We start from the raw sequence: 19,143 nt of genomic DNA, 5'->3' as shown, positions 1-19,143 counted from the left end.
GCCCGTCCGGGCAAGGGCCGCCGGCTCCGCGATCTCAGAGCGCCTCCTGTCCCAGAAGCTCGATGCCGAAGCCGGAAATGCCGACATAGGAGCGCGGCGCCGCCGAGCCGAGATTGCGGATCGAGGTGACGCCGAGATCGCGCAGGATCTGCGCCCCGACGCCGACCTCGCGCCATTGCCTGCTCCGCACATCCTCCGAGCCGGCCGGCTCGCCATCCGGGACATGGCTGACGGGCACGCCCGCGGTCCCCTCGCGCAGATAGACCAGGACCCCCCTGCCCTCCTGCTTGAAGCGCTGGAGCGAGGCGCGGATGGCTTCCCCGCCGCCGAGGACGTCGGTCATCACGTTGGCGCGATGGAGCCTCGCCAGGATGTCCTTGCCCTCGCCGATGCGGCCATAGACGAAGGCGTAGTGCTGCACGGCGTCGAAGGGGGTCGAATAGGCATAGCCGGTGAGCATGCCGATCTCCGTTCTGACCTGGAAGGTCGACAGGCGCTCGACGAGCTTCTCGCGCGACTGGCGATAGGCGATGAGATCGGCGACCGAGACCTGCCGCAATCCGTGCTTCTGCGCGAAATCGCGGATCTGGTCGCCCTTCATGACGGTGCCGTCGTCATTGGCCAGCTCGCAGATCACGCCGACCGGCGGCAGGCCCGCGAGGCGGCAGAGATCGACGGCGGCCTCGGTATGGCCCGAGCGCATGAGCACCCCGCCCTCGCGCGCGATCAGCGGGAAGACGTGGCCGGGCCGCACGAAATCGGCGGCGCCCATGTTGTTGTTGGAGAGGGCGCGCACGGTATTGGCGCGCTGCTCGGCCGAGATGCCGGTGGTCAGGCCGTGCTTGACGTCGACGGTGACCGTGAAGGCGGTGCCGAGCGGCGCGTCGTTCGCCGCCACCATCGGATCGAGCCTGAGCCGCCGCGCCTCCCCCTGGCTCAGCGGCGCGCAGACGATGCCGCAGGTGTTGCGGATGACGAAGGCCATCTTCTCCGTGGTGCAGAGGGAGGCGGCAAGGACCAGATCGCCCTCGTTCTCACGGTCGTCGTCGTCGGTGACGATGACGATCTCGCCGCGGGCGAAAGCCTCGATGATGTCGGGAACGGAGGCCGTCACGAATGACTCCTGTGCCATGGCGGGACCTGACGAGCGGCCCGGCCATGCCACTACTGAAGGCTCCCCTCCGAGGAAAGCCCGTCCGGCGCCGAAGGCTTCTGCGCGCTGGACAGCCGCGCCGCGGTCACGGATGAGGGCGCATGAGCAAGAAACCGACGAGCCGGCCGGCGCAACGCCCGTGGCGGACCCGCCCGCCCGGGGGCCGCACGCCGCCCCGCCTGCTGCCGCCCCGGCCGGAGGAGGCCGTGTTCCTCTACGGCTTCCATCCCGTCGCCGAGGCGCTCGCCAATCCGCGGCGGCGCATCCGCCGCTTCCTCGCGACCGAGAACGCGGCGGCCCGCCTCAAGGCGGATCGGCCCGATCTTGCGGTCGAGGCGGAGATCGTGCGGCCGGACGAGCTGAGCAAGCTGGTCGAGCCGGATGCGGTCCACCAGGGCCTCTATCTCGAGACCGAGCCGCTGGAGCCGCTGGCGCTCGAGGATCTCGGACCCGACTCCCTCGTCCTGGCGCTGGACCAGGTCACCGATCCCCACAATGTCGGCGCCATCACCCGCACCGCCGCCGCCTTCGCCGTCGATGCGCTGCTGGTGACGGCGCGCCACAGCCCGCAGGCGAGCGGCGTTCTCGCCAAGGCCGCCTCGGGCGGGGTCGAACACGTGCCGCAGATCGTGGTCCGCAACCTCGGCGATGCGCTGGAGACGCTGGGCCGGCGCGGTTTCCGCCGCATCGGGCTCGATTCCGACGGAGACGTCCCGCTCCAGTCCGTGGGCGCCCCGCGTCCAGCGGTGCTGGTGCTCGGCGCCGAGGGCCGGGGCCTGAGGCAGCGCACCCGCGCCCTCTGCGACACGGTTGCGCGGCTCGACATGCCCGGCGCGATCCGCAGCCTCAATGTCTCCAACGCCGCAGCGATCGCACTCTATGCGCTGTCGGCCCCGGTCAGTTCGTCCGGTAGCGGCGATCCGTCCCGCCCCTGACTGCCGCCGACGCGCCTCCCTCGGCCGCCCGGATGCCGGCAGAGCGCGAACCGCCCGCGCGGCTCTTGCGGATCACCGTGGGGGCCGCGCGCTCCGACTTGCCACCGATCACATAGATGGCAGGCGGCAGGACCGGCGACGGCAGGATGCCGACCGGCGGGTGGCTGGGGCTTCGACCGGGGAAATCGGGGCCGTAGGCGCCATAGCCATAGCCGTAGCCGGGACCGTAGCCGGCGGCATAGGGCAGGCTGCCGCCATAGCTCCACCCCCAGCCTCCGCCGTTGCCCCATCCCCAGCCGTTGCGGCCAAAGCGGCCGTTCCAGCCGTTGCGGCCATTCCAGCCGTTGCGGCCATTCCAGCCGAAGCGACCGCCTCCCCAACGGTTGGCGAAGACGAAGCGATGGCCGCCCCCGCCCCGCCCCCATCCTCCCTTGCCCGCATGGCCGCCGCGGATGCCGCCGCCGCCGCCACCGCCACCATGGGCACCCCCGGCCTGCGCGGGCTGGCCGATCGCCATCGCCAGTCCCATGCATGCCGCCAGGAGAATGCCCGACCTGCCTCGCTTCGTCATGACGGCTCCTCCGAATTACATACTATGCATAACATGCTTGCCGTACGCCGTCACCCTCCTCTTGCGGGAGAGCAGTCTTCCCGCGCCGCGTCCGCCCACCCGCCGGCGGAGCGCTTGAAGGTTAAATTTTCATTAGACGTAGGTTGCACGACGAATTGGCGATCGGGGGGACAGTCGACGGTGTCCGTCCGGGGGCCTATGCGGACAAAGTGCCGATGGGACCGGCTCGGCCGGCGATCCCTCGGAACGGGGCAAGCAGCAGAGGGGGAGATGTTCAATGGCTGTCGCAGCTGCACCCACGACGGATGCCGCAGTGCGTCCCATGACGGCGGAGGAGAGGAAGGTCATCATCGCCTCCTCCGCGGGCACAGTCTTCGAGTGGTATGACTTTTATCTGGCCGGGTCGCTCGCGGCCAATATCAGCCAGAACTTCGTGCCCGGCACGAACGAAACGGCCAAGTTCATCTTCGTGCTGTTCGGCTTCGCCGCCGGCTTCGCGGTGCGCCCGTTCGGCGCCCTCGTCTTCGGCCGCCTGGGCGACTTGATCGGCCGCAAATACACCTTCCTCGTGACGATGACCATCATGGGCATCGCGACCTTCGCGGTCGGCCTGCTGCCCGGCTACGAGACGATCGGCTATGCGGCCCCCGTCATCTTCATCATCTGCCGCCTTGCCCAGGGCCTGGCGCTCGGCGGCGAGTATGGCGGGGCTGCGACCTATGTGGCGGAACACTCGCCGCACGGCCGGCGCGGCTTCTACACCTCGTGGATCCAGACCACCGCGACGGTCGGCCTGTTCCTCTCGCTGATCGTGATCCTGACGCTGCGCCTCAGCATGTCGCCCGAGGATTTCGCCCGGTTCGGCTGGCGCATCCCGTTCCTGGTCTCGATCGTCCTGCTCGGCTTCTCGATCTGGATCCGTCTCCAGCTCAACGAATCGCCCGCCTTCAAGAAGATGAAGGAGGAAGGCACCGCCTCGAAGGCGCCGCTGAAGGAGGCGTTCGGCCGCTGGGACAACGCCAAGATCGCCCTGATCGCCCTGCTCGGCGGCACCGCCGGCCAGGCCGTGGTCTGGTATACCGGCCAGTTCTACGCGCTGTTCTTCCTGACCCAGACGCTGAAGCTCGACGGCACGACCGCGAACCTCTGCATCGCGCTCTCGCTGCTCATCGGAACGCCGTTCTTCGTCTTCTTCGGCTGGCTCTCGGACAAGATCGGCCGCAAGTGGATCCTGCTCTTCGGCTGCCTGATCGCTGCGGCGACCTATTTCCCGATCTTCGGCCAGATCGCGAAAGTGGGCAATCCGAAGCTCATCGAGGCGACGAACAACGTCAAGGTGACGCTGACGGCCGATCCGGCCACCTGCGGCTCGCTCTTCGATCCGGTGGGCGTGCGTACCTTCACGAGCCCCTGCGACGTCATTCGGCGGACGCTGGCGACTGCCTCGGTTCATTACGACCTCGCCGCCGGGCCGGCCGGCTCGCCGCTGAAGGCCACCGTGAACGGGACCGACGTCTCCATCCCGGATACGGACAAGACCGGCGCCTCGGTCCTCGCGGCCGCGCAGACTGCCGGCTATCCGAAGCCCGGCGACCCCTCGATCCTGAAGACGCCGAGCTTTGGCACGGTCCTGACGGATTCGCGCGGCCTGCAGATGATCGGTCTTCTGACGATCCTGATCATCTTCGTCACGATGGTGTATGGTCCGATCGCGGCGCTCCTCGTCGAGCTCTTCCCGACCCGGATCCGCTACACGGGCATGTCGCTGCCCTACCACATCGGCAACGGCTGGTTCGGCGGCTTCCTGCCTCCGACCGCCTTCGCGATCGTGGCGGCGAGCGGCAACATCTTCTCGGGTCTCTGGTACCCGATCATCGTGGCGCTCGGCACCTTCGTCATCGGCCTGATCTTCCTGCCGGAGACGAAGGACCGCGACATCTTCAAATACGACGGCGACGGGCCGTCCGGCCGGGCCTGACGGAAGGTCCGGTCCGCGGCCGGGAGATTTTTCCCGGCCCTCCAAGCTCCGCCTCCGGCGGGGCTTTCGCTTGGCACGGCACGCAGCCCGCGGTCTTCCGGCGTAACCCCTCGCATGCTACCCCACGCCTCTCGGCGACAGAGCGAGCGCCGCGATTTGGTAATCGGAGGACCAGGAGGAGGAAAGGCGAATCGGATCATGCGCTTAGTGTTCGCTCGATCCGAACGAGTACCGAATAGGCACCGAAAGCGGTGTCCGCGAGGGCCGGCGTAGCACAGCGGTAGTGCAGCGGTTTTGTAAACCGAAGGTCGGGAGTTCGATCCTCTCCGCCGGCACCAAAAGTGCAATTAATTTCAACTAGCTACCGATCGACAATGCCTCGCCTGGTCTGAATGCCAGACGGTTCAGGCGGCGATTTGGACAACATTTTGCCGGCTCTCGCCCGGCTCGTCTGCTACCGCGCTCGCGCCCGCCCACCGTCCATGGAGCGAGGCGCCGCGACGCGTTCGTTGTACTTCGCCCGATTCTCGGGCTTCGCCATCCAGCGCGCGTTCGCCTCGCGCTTCAGGCGCCTGCGGCGCTCCTTCGGCGTCTCATTTCCAATCTCCGTCTGCGCTTCCCGAGTCATGACTTGCTTCTTTCCGCTCTTATGTCTATCACTGCACCATAGTGATGCAGAGCGCATCAGCTTGATGCGGAGGAAAGCATGACGGAGAATGATGCATCGAGCAGCAAAATGATGCGAAGGATAACAGTAAGCATCAGAGAAGATCAGTATCTCGGGCTTGAGGAAGTCGCCGAGGATATGGGACTCGGGCTCTCGGATGCCGCGAGAGAAGTGATCAACTACTACCTGCTCGGCCAGCATTGGCAGGGAACGATCGGCGAGGAGGCGGAGAAGGCGATCCGCAGGGGGCTGACAAACCGCGAAGCGCTCGAACTCGTGCGGGCCAAGTTCCCGCATGGAGCTACGTCGATCGACTCGATCGCATGGTATCGGTCGCGCCTGCGGAAGTCGGCGGACCCGAACGACGCGAATATCCCTACAGATCGGGAGGCGCGCGCGAAGCGCGGGGAGACAGGCGGCTACAGGCGGGCTCCGACGGAGAATCCCTCATAGACCGCCTCCTCGGCCGTTCGGGGAGATACGCAGTCGCCGACGAGATGAACCGGGCTCCCAAGGCTCTCGAGTTGCCGTTCGAGCGATGTCGCCGGAGCGTGGCCCGTCGCCAGCACGACCGTCTCGACATGCTCCTGGACGATCGCCTCCCCCGAGACGGTGTGGAGGAGATAGGCCGTATCGCCGTCGACGCCGTAGATCCGCGCGTTCGGGATGACCTCGACCCCGAGCTTGTGGAGCCTCGCGGTCCAGGCGTCGCGCAGATACATCTGAAGATTGTAGCCGGCATGGGGCCCGTTGACCGCGAGCCTGACCCGGCGGCCTTCGAGGACGAGCTTCTCGGCCAGTCCCATCCCGACCCAGTCGCAACGCCAATCGGCGACCAGCACGCTGCCGCCGGGATTGGCTCCGCCTTGCAGAACGGGCCAGGCGCCCACGACATGCCCGGCCTCCCGCCCCTCGACCTGCGGCTCGTAGGGGATCGCGCCCGTCGCGACGACGACCTCGTCCGGGGACAGCTCCTCGACGAGCGCCCGGTCGACGAGGGTGTTGAGCCTCACCTCGATCGAGGATCCGCGGATTTCCTGCTCGAGATTGGTGACCAGGCCGCCGAACTCGGCCCGGTCCGGCAGCAGCTGCGCCAGGAGAACCTGTCCGCCGAGCCGCCTGCCGGCCTCGCACAGAACGACGCGATGTCCCCGCGCCGCAGCCGTGACGGCAGCCTTCATGCCGCCGGGGCCTCCGCCCGCCACGAGGATCGTCTTGCGGGTGGCCGCCGGGCCCGGCGGAGGCAGCCGCGCTTCCCGGCCCGTCACGGGGTTCTGGATGCAGGAAATCGAATAGCCGGCATGGAAATGGCCGATGCAGGCCTGGTTGCAGGCGATGCAGGCCCGGATGTCGTCGAGACGCCCCGCCTGCGCCTTCACGGCGAGGTCGGGGTCCGAGATCATGGCGCGCGTCATGCCGCACATATCGGCGAGGCCCGCCCTCAGGATCTCCTCGGCGATCTGCGGCTGGTTGATGCGGCCCGCCACGAAAACCGGCACGCCGACCGCCGCCCGGATGGTCCCGGCCTGCGGAGCCACGTAGCCGGGCGCGATCGACATCGGCGGCACCACATGGATCGAGCCGCCGGGGCCCGCCATGGAGCCGATCGTCGTGTTGACGTAGTCGAGGGCGCCTCGGGCGGTCAGCTCCTTGCAGACGGCGAGCATTTCGGCCGCGTCGGCGCCGTCCTGCTCCACCTCCTCGACCGATACCCGCATGCCGACGACCAGATCGCCGACGCGCCGGCGCACCGTATCGAGGCAATCGGAAAGAAAGCGCATCCGGTTCTCGGCGCTGCCTCCATAGCGGTCGGCGCGCAGGTTGGTCCGCGGGCTGAGGAACTGGGAAAAGAGCAGGCCGTGGCTGGCGACCAGCTCGATCCCGTCGAGCCCCGCCTCGGCGAAACGGGCGGCTGCGTCCCCGCAAGCCTCGACGAGTTCCTCGACGAGGTCGAGGGGCATCTCGCGGGGCATGGTGTGGAAGCGGTTGTCCGGCACCGCCGACGGGGCAAACGCGATTCCCCGGAGGCCATCCTTCATCCGCTTCGTCACGCGCCCCGCATGGGAGAGCTGGCCGAAGATGCGGGCGCCGTGCCGATGGACGGCGGCGGCCAGCGCCCGGTATCCCGCAATACAGGTGTCGTCGCTCGCGTTCAGCTCCGGCGCGTCCAGGAGGGAGGTCGCATGAAAGCGGGCCGATTCGACGATGATCAGGCCCGCGCCGCCGCGGGCGCGGGCCTCGTGATAGGCGATCAGGTCCTCGCCCGGAACGCCTCCCCTGGCGAGGTAGGTCTGGTGGCCCGTCGAGAGGATCCGGTTGCGGATCTGCGCATCCCGGATCCGAATGGGAGAGAACAGGTGCGGGAAGCTCACGCTCACGACATCTTCCCTCCGATGCTGCCGCGCCTGCGCCGTCAGGACAGCAGGAATTTCTGCCAGGCTTCTTCGTATCTGGTCGCGTATTTCGCCACCGCGGCATCGTTGAAGATGCAGCATTGCGCGAGATTGGCCGGGTAGCTGATATAGAGCTTGGCCTGTTCGGGCGTCGCCTTGGCAGCCGCGGACGCGAGGACCGGGCCGTAGATCCCGAGCGGCAGCAGCGCTTCCTGCGCCTGCGGCGAGATCGCGTAGTTGATCATCTTCATGGCCAGTTCGGCATTGGGGCTGCCCTTGGGCACGACGAAGGCCTCGCCCCAGGCGATGCCGTCCGAATAGGTGAAGGCGACAGGCGCCCCGTCCTTGATGACGTCGAGGACGCGGCCGCTCCAGACGCTGGCCATCGCCACCTCGCCCGTCGAGAGGAGCTGCGCGGGCTGCGCGCCGGCGGACCACCAGACCTTCACATGCGGCTTGATCTCGCGCAGCTTCTCGAAGGCCAGCTTCACGTGCTCGTCGGTCGCGGGGTAGATCTCGTTGCGCGGCACGCCGGCCGCCATCAGGGCCGCTTCGTAGTTGTAGTAGAAGCGAGTATAGAGGGAGCGCGGCCCCGGGAAGCTCTTGACGTCCCAGAAGTCCTTCCAGGATTGCGGGGTGCGCCCGCCCGGCATCGCGTTCGTGTTGTAGGCCAGCACCGTGCCGCCGACGAGCGAGTAGATGCCGTAATCGGACACCCAGGTAGGGTCGAGCTTCGAAGCGTCGATGATGGAATAATCGAGCTTCTCCAGCAGGCCCTGCTCCTGGCCCTGGTAGATGAACTGGCCGCCGGTATCGACGAGGTCCCATTCGACCGCCTTCGCCTCGACCATGGCCTTGATCTTGGCGTAGTTGGTCGGGGAGGTATAGGCGATCTGGATGCCGAGCTTCTTGGCCGCCGGGTCCATCATCGCCGTCTTGAAAGTGGTTCCGATCGCTCCTCCGAAGGAGCAGAACGTGAAGGGGCGGCCCTGGGCCCGGGCGGGTGCCGCTCCCCCCGCGAGCGCCGCGGCGGCCGCGGCCTGAATGATGTGGCGCCTGTTCAGCATCGCTCTCTCCTCTGCTCAGTTCGAATCGACGGGAAGGATGAGGATATCCGCCGGGTCGAAGGCGATCGCCGTGGCGGAGCCTTCGGCCGGCAGCCCGGCGGACGAGAAGGCACGCACCCAGACCGACTGGCCGGATGTCAGGCCGACCCGGGTCGCCACGATCTCGCCGATGAAGACGGCCTCCTCGACCGTGCCGCTCAAGTCCCCGGAGGCGGAGAGCCGCAAGCTCTCCGGCCGCAGGAGCACGGCGGCCTCCTCGCCGGTCCGCATCGGCCGGGAAACCCGGCCTTTCAGCGTCGCGCCGAGTCCCGCCACATCGATGACGGCAATGCCGCCCCCGCAGCTCGCGATGCGGCCGGGCAGGAGGTTGGATTCGCCCAGGAACCCCGCCACGAAGGCGTTTGCCGGCGAGGCGTAGAGATCGCGCGGGGAGCCGATCTGCTCGATCCGGCCGGCCCGCATCACGCCGACGCGGTCGGCCATGACGAGCGCCTCCTCCTGGTCGTGCGTCACGTAGATCGTCGTGCCGCCGAGGGAGCGGTGGAGGCGCCGGATCTCGAGCTGCACGTGCTTGCGAAGCTGGCGGTCGAGCGCGCCCAGCGGCTCGTCCATCAGGAGCACGCTGGGCTCGATCACGACCGCCCGCGCCAGGGCGACGCGCTGCTGCTGGCCGCCGGACAGCTCGCGGATGCGGCGATCCGCCATGTCCCGGAGCTGGACCATGGCCAGGGCCTCGCCCACCCGTCTCTCGACCTCCTCGCGGGGCCGGCCGCGCACCCGCAGCCCGTAGGCCACGTTCTCGAACACGTCGAGATGGGGAAAGAGCGCGTAGCTCTGGAACATCATGCCGATATTGCGCCGGCGCGGCGGCAGCGGGGTGACGTCCCGGCCGTCGATCAGCACCCGCCCCGCACTCGGCGGCACGAAGCCCGCGGCGATGTTCAGCAGCGTCGTCTTGCCCGATCCGCTCGGGCCGAGCAGCGCCACGAACTCGCCGGGAGCGATGTCGAGATCGACATGGGCGAGGGCCCGGAAGCCGCCATAGCTCTTCTCGACCCCCTGGAAGGCGACGGGCCGGCCGGCTCTAGCCTGCATGCTCTCGCCCCCCCGGCTGGCGAGCCCTCGCGACCTGCACGGCGGCGAACAGGACGATCGTCATCGCGATCAGCACGCTCGAGGCCACCGCCGAGACGGGAGTGAACTCGACGCGGATGATTTCCCACAGCTTGACGGGAAGCGGCTTGGCCCCGATCCCGGACAGGAAGATGGAGAGAACAGCCTCGTCGAAGGAGGTGATGAAGGCGAAGGCCGCGGCCCCCGCAAGACCGGGCGCGATCAGGGGCAGCGTCACGGTGCGGAAGATTCTCCAGGGGGACGCGCCGAGGCTCGCCGCCGCGCGGGCGCAGTTCGGATCGACCGCCCGCAGCGCGAGACCGACATTGACGACGACGAAGGGCAGCGCGAGCACCGTGTGGCCGAGCGCGAGGCCCGGCACCGTGCCGTGCAGGCCGAGGGGCCGCGCCACGTAGTACAGCGCGATGCTCGTCATGATCACCGGCACGATCAGCGGGGACAGGACGAGCGCCAGGATCGTCGCCCGCAGCCGGGGCGGGGCGCGTTCCAGCCCGAGCGCGGCGAGCGTTCCGATCGCCAGCGAGCAGGCCGTCGCCAGGATCGCGACCCGGACGCTGACCCAGAACGAGCTGAGCCATTCCGGGTCCGAGAAGAAGGCTTCGTACCAGCGCATCGAATAGGCCGCGGGCGGAAGCTGGATGAAGGAGGCGCGGTTGAACGAGGCCGGGACGACGGCGGCGAGCGGGGCGACGAGAAAGGCGAGCGTCAGGGAGCCGACGACGTAGGAGGCTGTGCGGGCGAGGCTCATCGCGCGGTGACCACCCGCGCGATGCTGACGAAGCGGCTGGCCACCGCGAGCAGCAGGACGATCACGGCGAGAAGCCAGACGGAGGCCGCAGCCGCCAGCGGCCAGACCAGCCGCTCGGTCACGAACTGGTCGATCAGCATGGCGACGGTCATGTTGCCGGGACCGCCGAGGATCGCGGGCGTGATGAAGAAGCCGATCCCGAGCAGGAAGACCAGCGTGAAGCCCGCCGCCACGCCCGGCAGGGTCAGGGGCAGGTAGATGCGCCGGAAGGTCGTGAGCGGCGCAGCGCCGAGCGAGTCGCTCGCCAGGAGTAGCCTCTCGTCGGTCGACCGCATCGCGGTGGCGATCGGCAGGAGCGCATAGGGCAGGAGGACGTGAACCATCCCGATCTGCACGCCGGCCGTGTTGAACAGGAAGCTGACCGGCCGCTCGACGATTCCCGCGGCCACGAGGGCGCGGTTCACGGGGCCGTTGCTCTCGAGCAGCAGGACCCAGGAGAAGGTCCGCACCAGGATGCTGATCCAGAGCGGAAACAGGACGCACCAGAGCGCGAGGCTCTGCTTCCAGCCTGTGAGGCGGGTCAGCATGTAGGCCGTCGGATAGGCCAGGATGACGGCATAGACGGCCACCAGCAGCGACAGCGTCACCGTGTTGAGGAACACTTGGCGAAAGACAGGGCTGCGGGCGATTTCGAGATAGGGTTCCGCCATCCCGCCCGGCGCGGAGAGGGACAGGGCGACGAGCCGGACCATCGGCAGGACGAAGGCGCCCCCGAGGAAGACGACGAGCGGCAGGAGGAGCGCCGCCGTGACGAGGCCCGGCTTCAGGCCGCGGGATCCCGCCGCGACGGTCCCGCCGGGAGGCGACTGAGCTGGCGCGCCCGCGTTCACAGGTCCTTCATCCCCTCATTTGAAAAACTTAAGCAATAAATTTCACGACCGTCAATGTCAGCATGAAAAGTTTCATGCCCGCCCTCGCCCGCAGCGCCTCAGCGGAAGATCACGGTCCGCTGCCCGGACAGCATCACCCGGCGCTCGATATGAAGGCGAAGCGCGCGGGCGAGCACGACCGATTCGATGTCGCGGCCGACCGCGACCATGTCGTCGGGCCCGAGCGAGTGCTCGGCGCGCGCCACATCCTGCTCGATGATGGGCCCTTCGTCGAGGTCGCGCGTGACGTAGTGGGCGGTCGCGCCGATCAGCTTCACCCCGCGCTCGTAAGCCTGGTGATAGGGCTTGGCGCCCTTGAAACTCGGCAGGAACGAATGGTGGATGTTGATCGCCCGCCCGTCGAGCGCCCGGCAGAGGTCGTCGGACAGGACCTGCATGTAGCGCGCGAGCACCACCAGATCGACCCGTTCCGCCTGCACGATCTCCAGGAGCCGCGCCTCCTGCCGGAGCTTCGTCCCGGGCGTCACCGGCAGGTGGTGGAAGGGGATGCCGTAATGGGCGGCCAGGCCCTCGAAATCGCGATGGTTCGAGACGATGGCCGGGATCTCGACCGGAAGCGTCCCGGTGCTGCACCGAAACAGGATGTCGTTGAGGCAATGGCCGAAGCGGGACACCATGAGCAGGAGCCGCGGCTTGAGCCGCGGGTCGTAGAGGCCCCAGGCCATGCGGAACTGCTCGGCGACCGGCGTGAACCGCGCGCCGAGCTCCGGCCAGACGCGCGCATCCTCCGGCTCGAAGGCCACCCGCATGAAGAACGTGCCGCTGCGCGGGTCGGTGAATTGCGCGCTCTCGACGATGTTGCAGCCGTTTTCGGACAGGAAGCCGGCCGTCGCATGGACGATTCCGCGCCGATCCGGGCAGGAGAGGGTCAGAAGGTAGTCGCGGGACCGTGGGCTCAAGTGTTGCTCCATGGGGCCGGAGGCTGTGGTGAACCACGGCTTCTAAAGGAAAGGCCGCGCGGATGGGATCAGGCCGCCTGGAACGGCGCCGCCTGCGGCCGCAGATCCTTCACGCGCAGGCCCCGCGGATCGTAGAACGGCCGGAGCGTGGCCTCGGCCGGGATGCGCTCCCCCGCCACCTCGATCTCGAAACGGCTCGCGGCGATGGCCTCCGCCGTGAGGGGCTCCCCCTCGCCGGCGACGTAGCCGAGGCCGAGCGCCGTGCCGACCGTATGGCCGAACATGCCGGAGGTCAGGCGGCCCACGATCCTGCCGTCCCGCAGGATCGGCTCATTGTGATAGAGGAGATGGTCGGGGCTGCCGAGCGCGAAGCCGACCAGGCGCCGGGCGAGGCCCGCCTCCTTCTGCCTGAGAAGCGCCTCGCGGCCGATGAAGCCGCCGGCCTTGCTCCAGGCGACGGCGAAGCCGAGCCCGGCCTGGAGAGGGGTGTCCTCGTCCGTGATGTCGTGGCCCCAATGCCGGTAGGCTTTCTCGAGCCGGAGCGAGTTCAGCGCATGATAGCCCGCGAGGCGCAGGCCGAGATCGGCCCCGGCCGCGGAGACGTCGTCGAAGACGCCCTGGGCGAATTCGGACGGGATATAGAGTTCCCAGCCCAGCTCTCCGACATAGGTGATGCGGCTCGCCCTGACGCGGGCATAGCCGAGATCGATCTCGCGCGAGGCGGCGAAGGGAAAGGCGGCGTTCGACAGGTCGGCATCGGTGAGCCTCGCGAGCAGCTCGCGCGAGCGCGGGCCCATCACGCCGAGCACGGCCTGTCCCGAGGTCGCGTCGAAGGCCACCGCGCGAGCCTCCTGCGGGATGTGGCGCCGGAGCCAGGCGAGGTCGCGAGTCTGGGTCGCGGCGGCGGTGACGGCCAGGAACCTCGTCTCGCTCTCGCGCGTGACCGTGACATCCGCCTCGATGCCGCCGCGCTCGTTGAGCCATTGCGTATAGACGACCCGGCCCGCCGGAACCGCGACATCGTTGGCGCAGATGCGGTTGAGGACGGCTTCCGCATCCGGCCCCTCGACGATGTATTTTCCGAAGGACGACTGGTCGAAGAGCGCGACCGCCTCGCGCGCCGCGCGGTGCTCCTGCGCGGAGAAGGCGAACCAGTTCTGGCGGCCGTAGCTGTAGCGGTATTCCGCCGCCTCCCCGGCGGGGGCGAACCAGTTCGGCCGCTCCCATCCCGCGACCTCCCCGAAACAGGCGCCGGCCGCGCGCAGGCGGTCGTGCAGGGTGGAGCGGCGCACGCCCCGCGCCGTCTCGGGCTGCCGGAAGGGCCAGTGCATGGCGTAGAGCAGGCCGAGCGCCTCGACCGTCCGGTCGCGCAGATAGCGCCTGTTGCGCTGGAAGGGCATCGCGCGCCGCACGTCCACATCCCACAGGTCCATGGGCGGATGGCCGTCCACGATCCAGTCGGACAGCACCTTGCCCGCGCCGCCCGCCGACTGGATGCCGATCGAGTTGAACCCGGCCGCGACGAACAGGCCGCGGATCTCCGGCGTCTCGCCGAGCAGATAGCGGTCGTCGGGCGTGAAGCTCTCGGGCCCGTTGAAGAAGAGCTGGATGCCGGCCTCGCCGAGCGCCGGCACGCGCCGGACCGCCGCCTCTAGCAGCGGCTCGATATGGGCGAGGTCGTCGGGCAGCGTGTCGAACGAGAAGCTCTCCGGGATGCCGTCCATGCCCCAGGGCTTCGCGACCGGCTCGAACCAGCCGACCAGAAGCTTGCCCGCATCCTCCTTGATATAGGTGCAGTGATCCGCGTCCCGCAGCACGGGAAGCTGCGCGGGCAGGCAGGCCATCGGCTCGGTCACGATGTAGAAATGCTCCGCCGCATGCAGCGGGATCGTCGTGCCGGCCTTCGCGCCGAGCCCGTGGGCCCACATTCCGGCGCAGTTGACGACGACGTCCGCCCGGACGTCGCCGCGGGCGGTCCTCACGCCGACCGCGCGATCGCCCTCGACGAGGATCTCGTCCACCCGGACATTTTCGAGGATCGTCGCTCCGCGGCTGCGCGCGCCCTTGGCGAGGGCCTGCGTGGTGTCGATCGGATTGGTCTGGCCGTCGCGGGGCAGATGCACCGCTCCCACGACGTCGTCCGTCCGCATGAGCGGCCAGAGCGCGCGGGCCTCGTCGGCCGTCAGCACGTCGACCTGAAGACCGAAGCAGCGCGCCATGGACGCGCCCCGCTTCAACTCCTCCATGCGCTCGCCATGCGTGGCGAGCGCGAGCGATCCGATCTGGCGAAAGCCGGTCGCCTGCCCCGTCTCGGCCTCCAGCGCCGCATAGAGGTCGGTCGTGTACTGGGCGAGCCGCGTGAGATTGTGCGTGGCCCGAAGCTGCCCCACGAGGCCCGCCGCATGCCACGTCGTGCCGCAGGTGAGCTGCCTGCGCTCCAGCAGGAGCACGTCCCGGCACCCCCGCAGCGTCAGATGGTAGGCGAGGCTGCATCCGACGATCCCCCCGCCGACGATGACGATCTGGGCGCGTTCAGGCAGATGGGCCAAGCTCAGTGCTCCGCTTTGCGACGGTGAATTCATCGCATGATTTTTCACTATCGTGAAGGACGCTTTCGGCCTGACGAATCAGCCGCGGCGAATATCGCAGGCGCGGAACGGTTGGCGGGCGATGCCGGCGGCGGTATAGCGCCCTTCGCGGAGGCGACGATTTCGTCGGCTTCGCCTGAAAGCATCGAAGCTGTCCATCCGTCCCGCCTTCGATCCACCTTGCGATGAGACACACATCTCCCGACACGCCCTCGCCGGCCCGGCCCCAGCCCGCCGCGGCCGAGACCGCCGAGGAAAGCTTCATCGGGGAGCAGATCCGCGCCCTTCGCCGCATCAAGGGACTCACGCTCCAGCAGGTCTCGGAACAGGCGGGCATCTCCACGGGCTATCTCAGCCAGATCGAGCGCAACCGCTCGAAGCTGCCGATCGGCGTCCTGAAGAGGATCGCCAACGTGCTCGGCGTGCAGATGAACTGGTTCTTCCAGCCCGAGACGCTGGGCCCGCCCGAGGAGCGCGACCTGATCGTGAGGGCCGGGCGCCGGCGCACCATGACCTTCACCGGCACGGGCATTTCGGAGGAGCTGCTTTCGCCCAACCTGCTCGGCCCGCTCGAATTGCTGATGAGCACGATCGAGCCGGGAGCGGACAGCGACTTCTACAGCCATGACGGCTTCGAGGCCGGATTGGTGACCGAAGGGACCCTCGACCTCTGGGTCGGCGAGAAATCCTTCCGGCTGGAAGCCGGCGACAGCTTCTCCTTCAGCAGCACCGACCTCCATCGCTGCGCCAATCCCGGCCCGGTTCCAACCAAGGTCGTGTGGGTGATCACGCCGCCGCATTATTGAGCCGCCTTTCCCGCGGGCGCGGATCGCGGGTCTTCGGCGCGACACGGCAAGATATAGAATCTTGCCAGCCCGTCATTCATGTGAAAGTTTCATCGAATTATTCACCAGCACCGCGGCGGAGAAGGCTGGCATGGCAACCGATCCCGGAGCCGTCGAGAAGCTGCTGCGGCCCCGCTCCGTTGCCATCGTCGGCGCCAGCCCGCGGCCGGGCAGCTTCGGCGGCCAGCTTCTGACGGCGGCGACCTCGCTCGGTTTCGGCGGCGATATTTTTCTCGTCAATCCGCGCTATCGGGAGATCGGCGGCCGGCCCTGCCATCCGAGCCTGCGCGACCTGCCCTCGCTGCCCGACACGATCCTCGTCGGAGTCTCGGACCGGCATGCCGTGGCCAGCCTGGCGGAGGCGGCGGAGCTGTCCGTTCCCGGCGCGGTGCTGTTCGGCCGCCTCCATGGCGAGACGGAAGCCGGAACGCCGCTCGCCGAGGCCGCGGGGCGGATCGCGCGGGAGGGCGGGATCGCGGTCTGCGGCGGCAATTGCATGGGCTATGTCAATACGATCGACGGGATCCAGGCGACCGGCATGCCGTTCGCGGCGCTGCCCCGGCCGGGCGGCCTCGCGCTCATCTCCCATAGCGGCTCCACCTGGTCCGGCCTCGTCGGAAACCAGCGCGGCCTCGGCTTCGATTTCGCCATCTCCGCCGGGCAGGAACTCGCCACCAACGTGTCCGACTATGTCCATTTCCTGCTGGAGCGGACGGATACCCGCGTCATCGCCTGCGTGATCGAGACCCTGCGCGATCCCTCCGGCTTCATCCGCGCGCTGGGATCGGCGCGGAAGAAGGGCGTTCCGGTGATCGTGCTCAAGCTCGGCCGCAGCGAGGCCGGGCGCCGCTTCGCGATCTCCCATAGCGGCGCGCTGTCGGGGTCGAACGCGGCCTATGAGGCGGTCTTCCAGCGGTGCGGCGCCGTCTCCGTCAGGACCCTCGACGAGTTGCTCGACACGGTCGAGCTGTTCGCCTGCTCCCGCCGCCCGAGGGTCCCGGGCTTCGCGGTCGGGACCGATTCCGGCGGGGAGCGGCAGCTCATCGTCGATCTGGCCGCGGATATCGGGCTCGCCTTCGCGGAGTTGCAGCCCGCGACGCTGGAGCGTCTCGCCGGGCGTCTCGATCCGGGGCTCGAGGCTTCCAACCCGCTCGACTACTGGGGCGACGGCGCCGACGTGATGGCCCCCTGCCTCGAGGCGATGGCCGCCGACCCCCATGTCGGCATGGTCGCGATGGCGACCAACCTGCCTCCGGGACGCGCCTTCGTCGGCATGTGCGTGCAGGCGCTCGAGACGGTTCATGCGGCGACCGACAAGCCCGTCGTTATGCTCGGCAACATGGCCTCCACCATGTCGCGGGAAGCGGTGATGGAGCTGCGCGGCCGCGGCATTCCCGCGCTGATGGGGACCGAGACCGGGCTGCGCGCCGTCAAGCACGTGCTCGACTACATCGCGCGCGGCGGCGAAGGGCCGTTCGAGCCCCGCATCCCGCAGCCGGCCGCGGCTTCGGCCGGCCTTGGCGAAGAGGGACACGGTCCTCTCCTGCGCAGCGCCGACGGGTTCCGGCTGCTCGAGCGCCACGGGATCCGAACGGCTCCCTGGCGCGACGTCGCGACGCCGGGGGAGGCGCAGGCTTTCGCCGGGAAGACGGGCTTTCCCGTGGTCCTGAAGATCGACGACCCCGCCATCGCGCACAAGTCGGAGGTGGGCGGCGTCGCGGTGAACCTCGATTCGCCCGAAGCATTGCGAGCCGCCTTCGGCCGCCTGCGCGCCCGGCATCCCGCCGCGCCGCTCCTCGTCCAGAAGCAGATGGCGGGCCGCGAATTGATCCTCGGCATGACGCGGGACGTGAGCTTCGGGCCGATCGTGACCGTCGGGCTCGGCGGCATCTTCGTCGAGATCTTCGGCGACACGGCCACGCTGGTTCCCCCTTACGGCCGGGAGGAGGCGCTCGCCGCTTTGCGCCGGCTGCGCTCCTACCCCATCCTCGCCGGGGCGCGCGGACAGGAGCCGGCCGATCTCGCCGCGCTCGCGGACACGCTCGTCGCCTTCGGCGATCTCGCGGCCGCGATCGGGGAGCGAGTGTCGGAACTGGAGATCAATCCCCTTCTGGCCGGCCCCGGCGCGGCCGTCGCCGTCGATTGCCTGGCCGTGCGGCCGGCCCTACCGGGAGAACCCCGTTGAGCAGCGAATACCAGCATATCCTCGTCTCCGTTCATGACGGCAAGATCGGTCGCATCTCGCTGAACCGGCCGCGCACGCTGAACGCGCTGAACGCCGCGCTGATGCGCGAGGCCACGGAAGCCCTGAAGGCGTTCGAGCGCGATCCCGCGATCCGCGCCATCGTCCTGTCGGGCGAGGGCCGCGCCTTCTCCTCCGGCTTCGATCTCAAGGAATCCGCGGAGAAGAACTACGCGACCGTTCCCGCCTGGCGCGCCGTGCTGGAGAGCGATTTCGAGTTCATCATCCAGTTCTGGGACTGCCCCAAGCCTACCATCTCGGCCATTCACGGCTTCTGCCTCGCGGGCGGCATGGAGCTGGCCCTCGCCTGCGACATCGCCATTGCCGGGGAGGATGCGGTCTTCGGGGAGCCGGAGGTCCGGTTCGGCTCCGGCATCGTGGCGATGCTCGTGCCCTGGCTCGTCGGGCCCAAACACGCCAAGGACATCCTGCTCACGGGCAACGACCGCATCCCGGCCTCGCGCGCCGGCGCCATCGGCCTCGTCACCGAGGTCGTGGCCCAGGGCGCGCATCTCGACGCGGCCATGCGCAGGGCGCGGGACATCGCCGCCGCCGCCCCCTTGTCGGTGCAGTTGACCAAGCGCGCCATCAACCGCAGCTTCGATCTGCGCGGCATGCGCGCCTCGCTGCTCGCAGCCGTCGAGACCGACACGATCATCGAGGCCTCGGGGGGCGAGGAGAGAGCGGAGTTCAACAGGATCCGCAAGGAGCAGGGGCTGAAGGAAGCGATTGCCTGGCGGGACGCGCGCTATCAATAGCGCCCTGTCCTCGGGCCGGCGGCGGATCCGGGCGCATCATCGTCCCGGCAAGGTCGCGATCTCGCCCGCAGGGAAGCCGGGCGAGATCGCGAAGCTCCGGCCGGTTCAGCGGATGAACTGGTCGATATAGTCCACGCCGAGGCCGTTCGCCGTGTAGTGAGCGCGGCACTTGTCGATGCGGGTGAAGACGTCGTCGTAGCCGACCGTGTTTCCGT

General features: G+C 68.7%; 15 protein-coding genes, 1 tRNA gene and 1 pseudogene. 7 read left to right on the top strand and 10 right to left on the bottom strand.

Annotation, left to right across the window (positions count from 1 at the left end; translation table 11 throughout):
* Positions 1-34: 34 nt before the first annotated feature.
* Positions 35-1,132: a 3,4-dihydroxy-2-butanone-4-phosphate synthase gene (gene ribB / locus PKD06_RS02295; protein ID WP_324377334.1), complete on the bottom strand. Its 1,098-nt coding sequence runs from the start codon at positions 1,130-1,132 to the stop codon at positions 35-37.
* Between the two features lie 122 nt (positions 1,133-1,254).
* On the opposite strand from ribB, the gene PKD06_RS02290 reads away from it, so the two are divergent.
* Positions 1,255-2,088, top strand: coding sequence for an RNA methyltransferase (locus PKD06_RS02290; protein WP_324377332.1), 834 nt, complete (start codon positions 1,255-1,257; stop codon positions 2,086-2,088).
* Here the strand turns inward: PKD06_RS02290 and PKD06_RS02285 are convergent.
* Entirely contained in the window at positions 2,051-2,659 is a 609-nt protein-coding gene (locus PKD06_RS02285) for a hypothetical protein (protein WP_324377330.1), read from the bottom strand. The genes PKD06_RS02290 and PKD06_RS02285 overlap by 38 nt on opposite strands.
* Before the next feature lie 277 nt (positions 2,660-2,936).
* Here PKD06_RS02285 and PKD06_RS02280 point away from each other — a divergent pair, with 277 nt between their 5' ends.
* The 3 genes from PKD06_RS02280 to PKD06_RS02270 all read left to right on the top strand — a co-directional run bounded on the left by PKD06_RS02280 (position 2,937) and on the right by PKD06_RS02270 (position 5,757).
* Positions 2,937-4,637 (top strand): MFS transporter, encoded by a 1,701-nt coding sequence (locus PKD06_RS02280; protein ID WP_324377328.1) that lies wholly within the window; start codon positions 2,937-2,939, stop codon positions 4,635-4,637.
* A gap of 263 nt (positions 4,638-4,900) precedes the next feature.
* Positions 4,901-4,975: transfer RNA gene (locus tag PKD06_RS02275), tRNA-Thr, on the top strand.
* Between the two features lie 368 nt (positions 4,976-5,343).
* Positions 5,344-5,757 (top strand): hypothetical protein, encoded by a 414-nt coding sequence (locus PKD06_RS02270; protein WP_324377326.1) that lies wholly within the window; start codon positions 5,344-5,346, stop codon positions 5,755-5,757.
* On the opposite strand, the gene PKD06_RS02265 is transcribed toward PKD06_RS02270, so the two are convergent.
* The 7 genes from PKD06_RS02265 to PKD06_RS02235 all read right to left on the bottom strand — a co-directional run bounded on the left by PKD06_RS02265 (position 5,724) and on the right by PKD06_RS02235 (position 15,077).
* Positions 5,724-7,682 carry an FAD-dependent oxidoreductase gene (locus tag PKD06_RS02265; protein ID WP_324377324.1) on the bottom strand — a complete coding sequence of 653 codons (1,959 nt, stop codon included), beginning with the start codon at positions 7,680-7,682 and terminating at the stop codon, positions 5,724-5,726. The genes PKD06_RS02270 and PKD06_RS02265 overlap by 34 nt on opposite strands.
* A gap of 35 nt (positions 7,683-7,717) precedes the next feature.
* Entirely contained in the window at positions 7,718-8,764 is a 1,047-nt protein-coding gene (locus PKD06_RS02260; RefSeq protein WP_324377322.1) for an ABC transporter substrate-binding protein, read from the bottom strand.
* A 15-nt stretch (positions 8,765-8,779) separates the two neighbouring features.
* Positions 8,780-9,859, bottom strand: a complete 1,080-nt coding sequence (locus tag PKD06_RS02255) for an ABC transporter ATP-binding protein (RefSeq protein ID WP_324377320.1) — start codon at positions 9,857-9,859, stop codon at positions 8,780-8,782.
* A complete protein-coding gene (locus PKD06_RS02250) occupies positions 9,849-10,646 on the bottom strand; it encodes an ABC transporter permease (RefSeq protein WP_324377318.1) in 798 nt (265 codons plus the stop codon). The genes PKD06_RS02255 and PKD06_RS02250 overlap by 11 nt, the downstream gene beginning before the upstream one ends.
* A complete protein-coding gene (locus tag PKD06_RS02245) occupies positions 10,643-11,536 on the bottom strand; it encodes an ABC transporter permease (protein ID WP_324377316.1) in 894 nt (297 codons plus the stop codon). Before PKD06_RS02245 ends, PKD06_RS02250 begins: the two co-directional genes overlap by 4 nt.
* A gap of 98 nt (positions 11,537-11,634) precedes the next feature.
* The gene (gene purU, locus PKD06_RS02240) at positions 11,635-12,495 is read right to left on the bottom strand and encodes a formyltetrahydrofolate deformylase (protein WP_324377314.1); all 861 of its coding nucleotides are present in this window, start codon (positions 12,493-12,495) and stop codon (positions 11,635-11,637) included.
* A gap of 68 nt (positions 12,496-12,563) precedes the next feature.
* The gene (locus PKD06_RS02235; RefSeq protein ID WP_324377312.1) at positions 12,564-15,077 is read right to left on the bottom strand and encodes an FAD-dependent oxidoreductase; all 2,514 of its coding nucleotides are present in this window, start codon (positions 15,075-15,077) and stop codon (positions 12,564-12,566) included.
* A gap of 191 nt (positions 15,078-15,268) precedes the next feature.
* Between PKD06_RS02235 and PKD06_RS02230 the strand changes: the two genes are divergently transcribed.
* The 3 genes from PKD06_RS02230 to PKD06_RS02220 all read left to right on the top strand — a co-directional run bounded on the left by PKD06_RS02230 (position 15,269) and on the right by PKD06_RS02220 (position 18,928).
* A complete protein-coding gene (locus tag PKD06_RS02230; RefSeq protein WP_324377310.1) occupies positions 15,269-15,889 on the top strand; it encodes an XRE family transcriptional regulator in 621 nt (206 codons plus the stop codon).
* Positions 15,890-16,019: 130 nt separating this feature from the next.
* Positions 16,020-18,113: an acetate--CoA ligase family protein gene (locus tag PKD06_RS02225; protein WP_324377308.1), complete on the top strand. Its 2,094-nt coding sequence runs from the start codon at positions 16,020-16,022 to the stop codon at positions 18,111-18,113.
* Entirely contained in the window at positions 18,110-18,928 is an 819-nt protein-coding gene (locus PKD06_RS02220) for an enoyl-CoA hydratase/isomerase family protein (protein WP_324377307.1), read from the top strand. Before PKD06_RS02225 ends, PKD06_RS02220 begins: the two co-directional genes overlap by 4 nt.
* A 105-nt stretch (positions 18,929-19,033) precedes the next feature.
* Here the strand turns inward: PKD06_RS02220 and PKD06_RS02215 are convergent.
* Positions 19,034-19,143, bottom strand: a pseudogene (locus PKD06_RS02215) (cupin); the annotation flags it as partial.

The organism is Enterovirga sp., from assembly GCF_035325185.1.
Classification (GTDB): domain Bacteria; phylum Pseudomonadota; class Alphaproteobacteria; order Rhizobiales; family Beijerinckiaceae; genus Enterovirga.
This window is presented reverse-complemented; position numbering and strand designations above follow the sequence as displayed.

Excerpts from the sequence above, each read along its gene's own strand:
- PKD06_RS02225 (WP_324377308.1), top strand. The coding sequence starts at position 16,020 with ATGGCAACCGATCCCGGAGCCGTCGAGAAGCTGCTGCGGCCCCGCTCC.
- PKD06_RS02250 (WP_324377318.1), bottom strand. The coding sequence starts at position 10,646 with ATGAGCCTCGCCCGCACAGCCTCCTACGTCGTCGGCTCCCTGACGCTC.
- PKD06_RS02235 (WP_324377312.1), bottom strand. The coding sequence starts at position 15,077 with ATGAATTCACCGTCGCAAAGCGGAGCACTGAGCTTGGCCCATCTGCCT.
- PKD06_RS02270 (WP_324377326.1), top strand. The coding sequence starts at position 5,344 with ATGACGGAGAATGATGCATCGAGCAGCAAAATGATGCGAAGGATAACA.
- PKD06_RS02280 (WP_324377328.1), top strand. The coding sequence starts at position 2,937 with ATGGCTGTCGCAGCTGCACCCACGACGGATGCCGCAGTGCGTCCCATG.
- PKD06_RS02260 (WP_324377322.1), bottom strand. The coding sequence starts at position 8,764 with ATGCTGAACAGGCGCCACATCATTCAGGCCGCGGCCGCCGCGGCGCTC.
- PKD06_RS02285 (WP_324377330.1), bottom strand. The coding sequence starts at position 2,659 with ATGACGAAGCGAGGCAGGTCGGGCATTCTCCTGGCGGCATGCATGGGA.
- ribB (WP_324377334.1), bottom strand. The coding sequence starts at position 1,132 with ATGGCACAGGAGTCATTCGTGACGGCCTCCGTTCCCGACATCATCGAG.
- PKD06_RS02230 (WP_324377310.1), top strand. The coding sequence starts at position 15,269 with ATGAGACACACATCTCCCGACACGCCCTCGCCGGCCCGGCCCCAGCCC.
- PKD06_RS02255 (WP_324377320.1), bottom strand. The coding sequence starts at position 9,859 with ATGCAGGCTAGAGCCGGCCGGCCCGTCGCCTTCCAGGGGGTCGAGAAG.
- PKD06_RS02290 (WP_324377332.1), top strand. The coding sequence starts at position 1,255 with ATGAGCAAGAAACCGACGAGCCGGCCGGCGCAACGCCCGTGGCGGACC.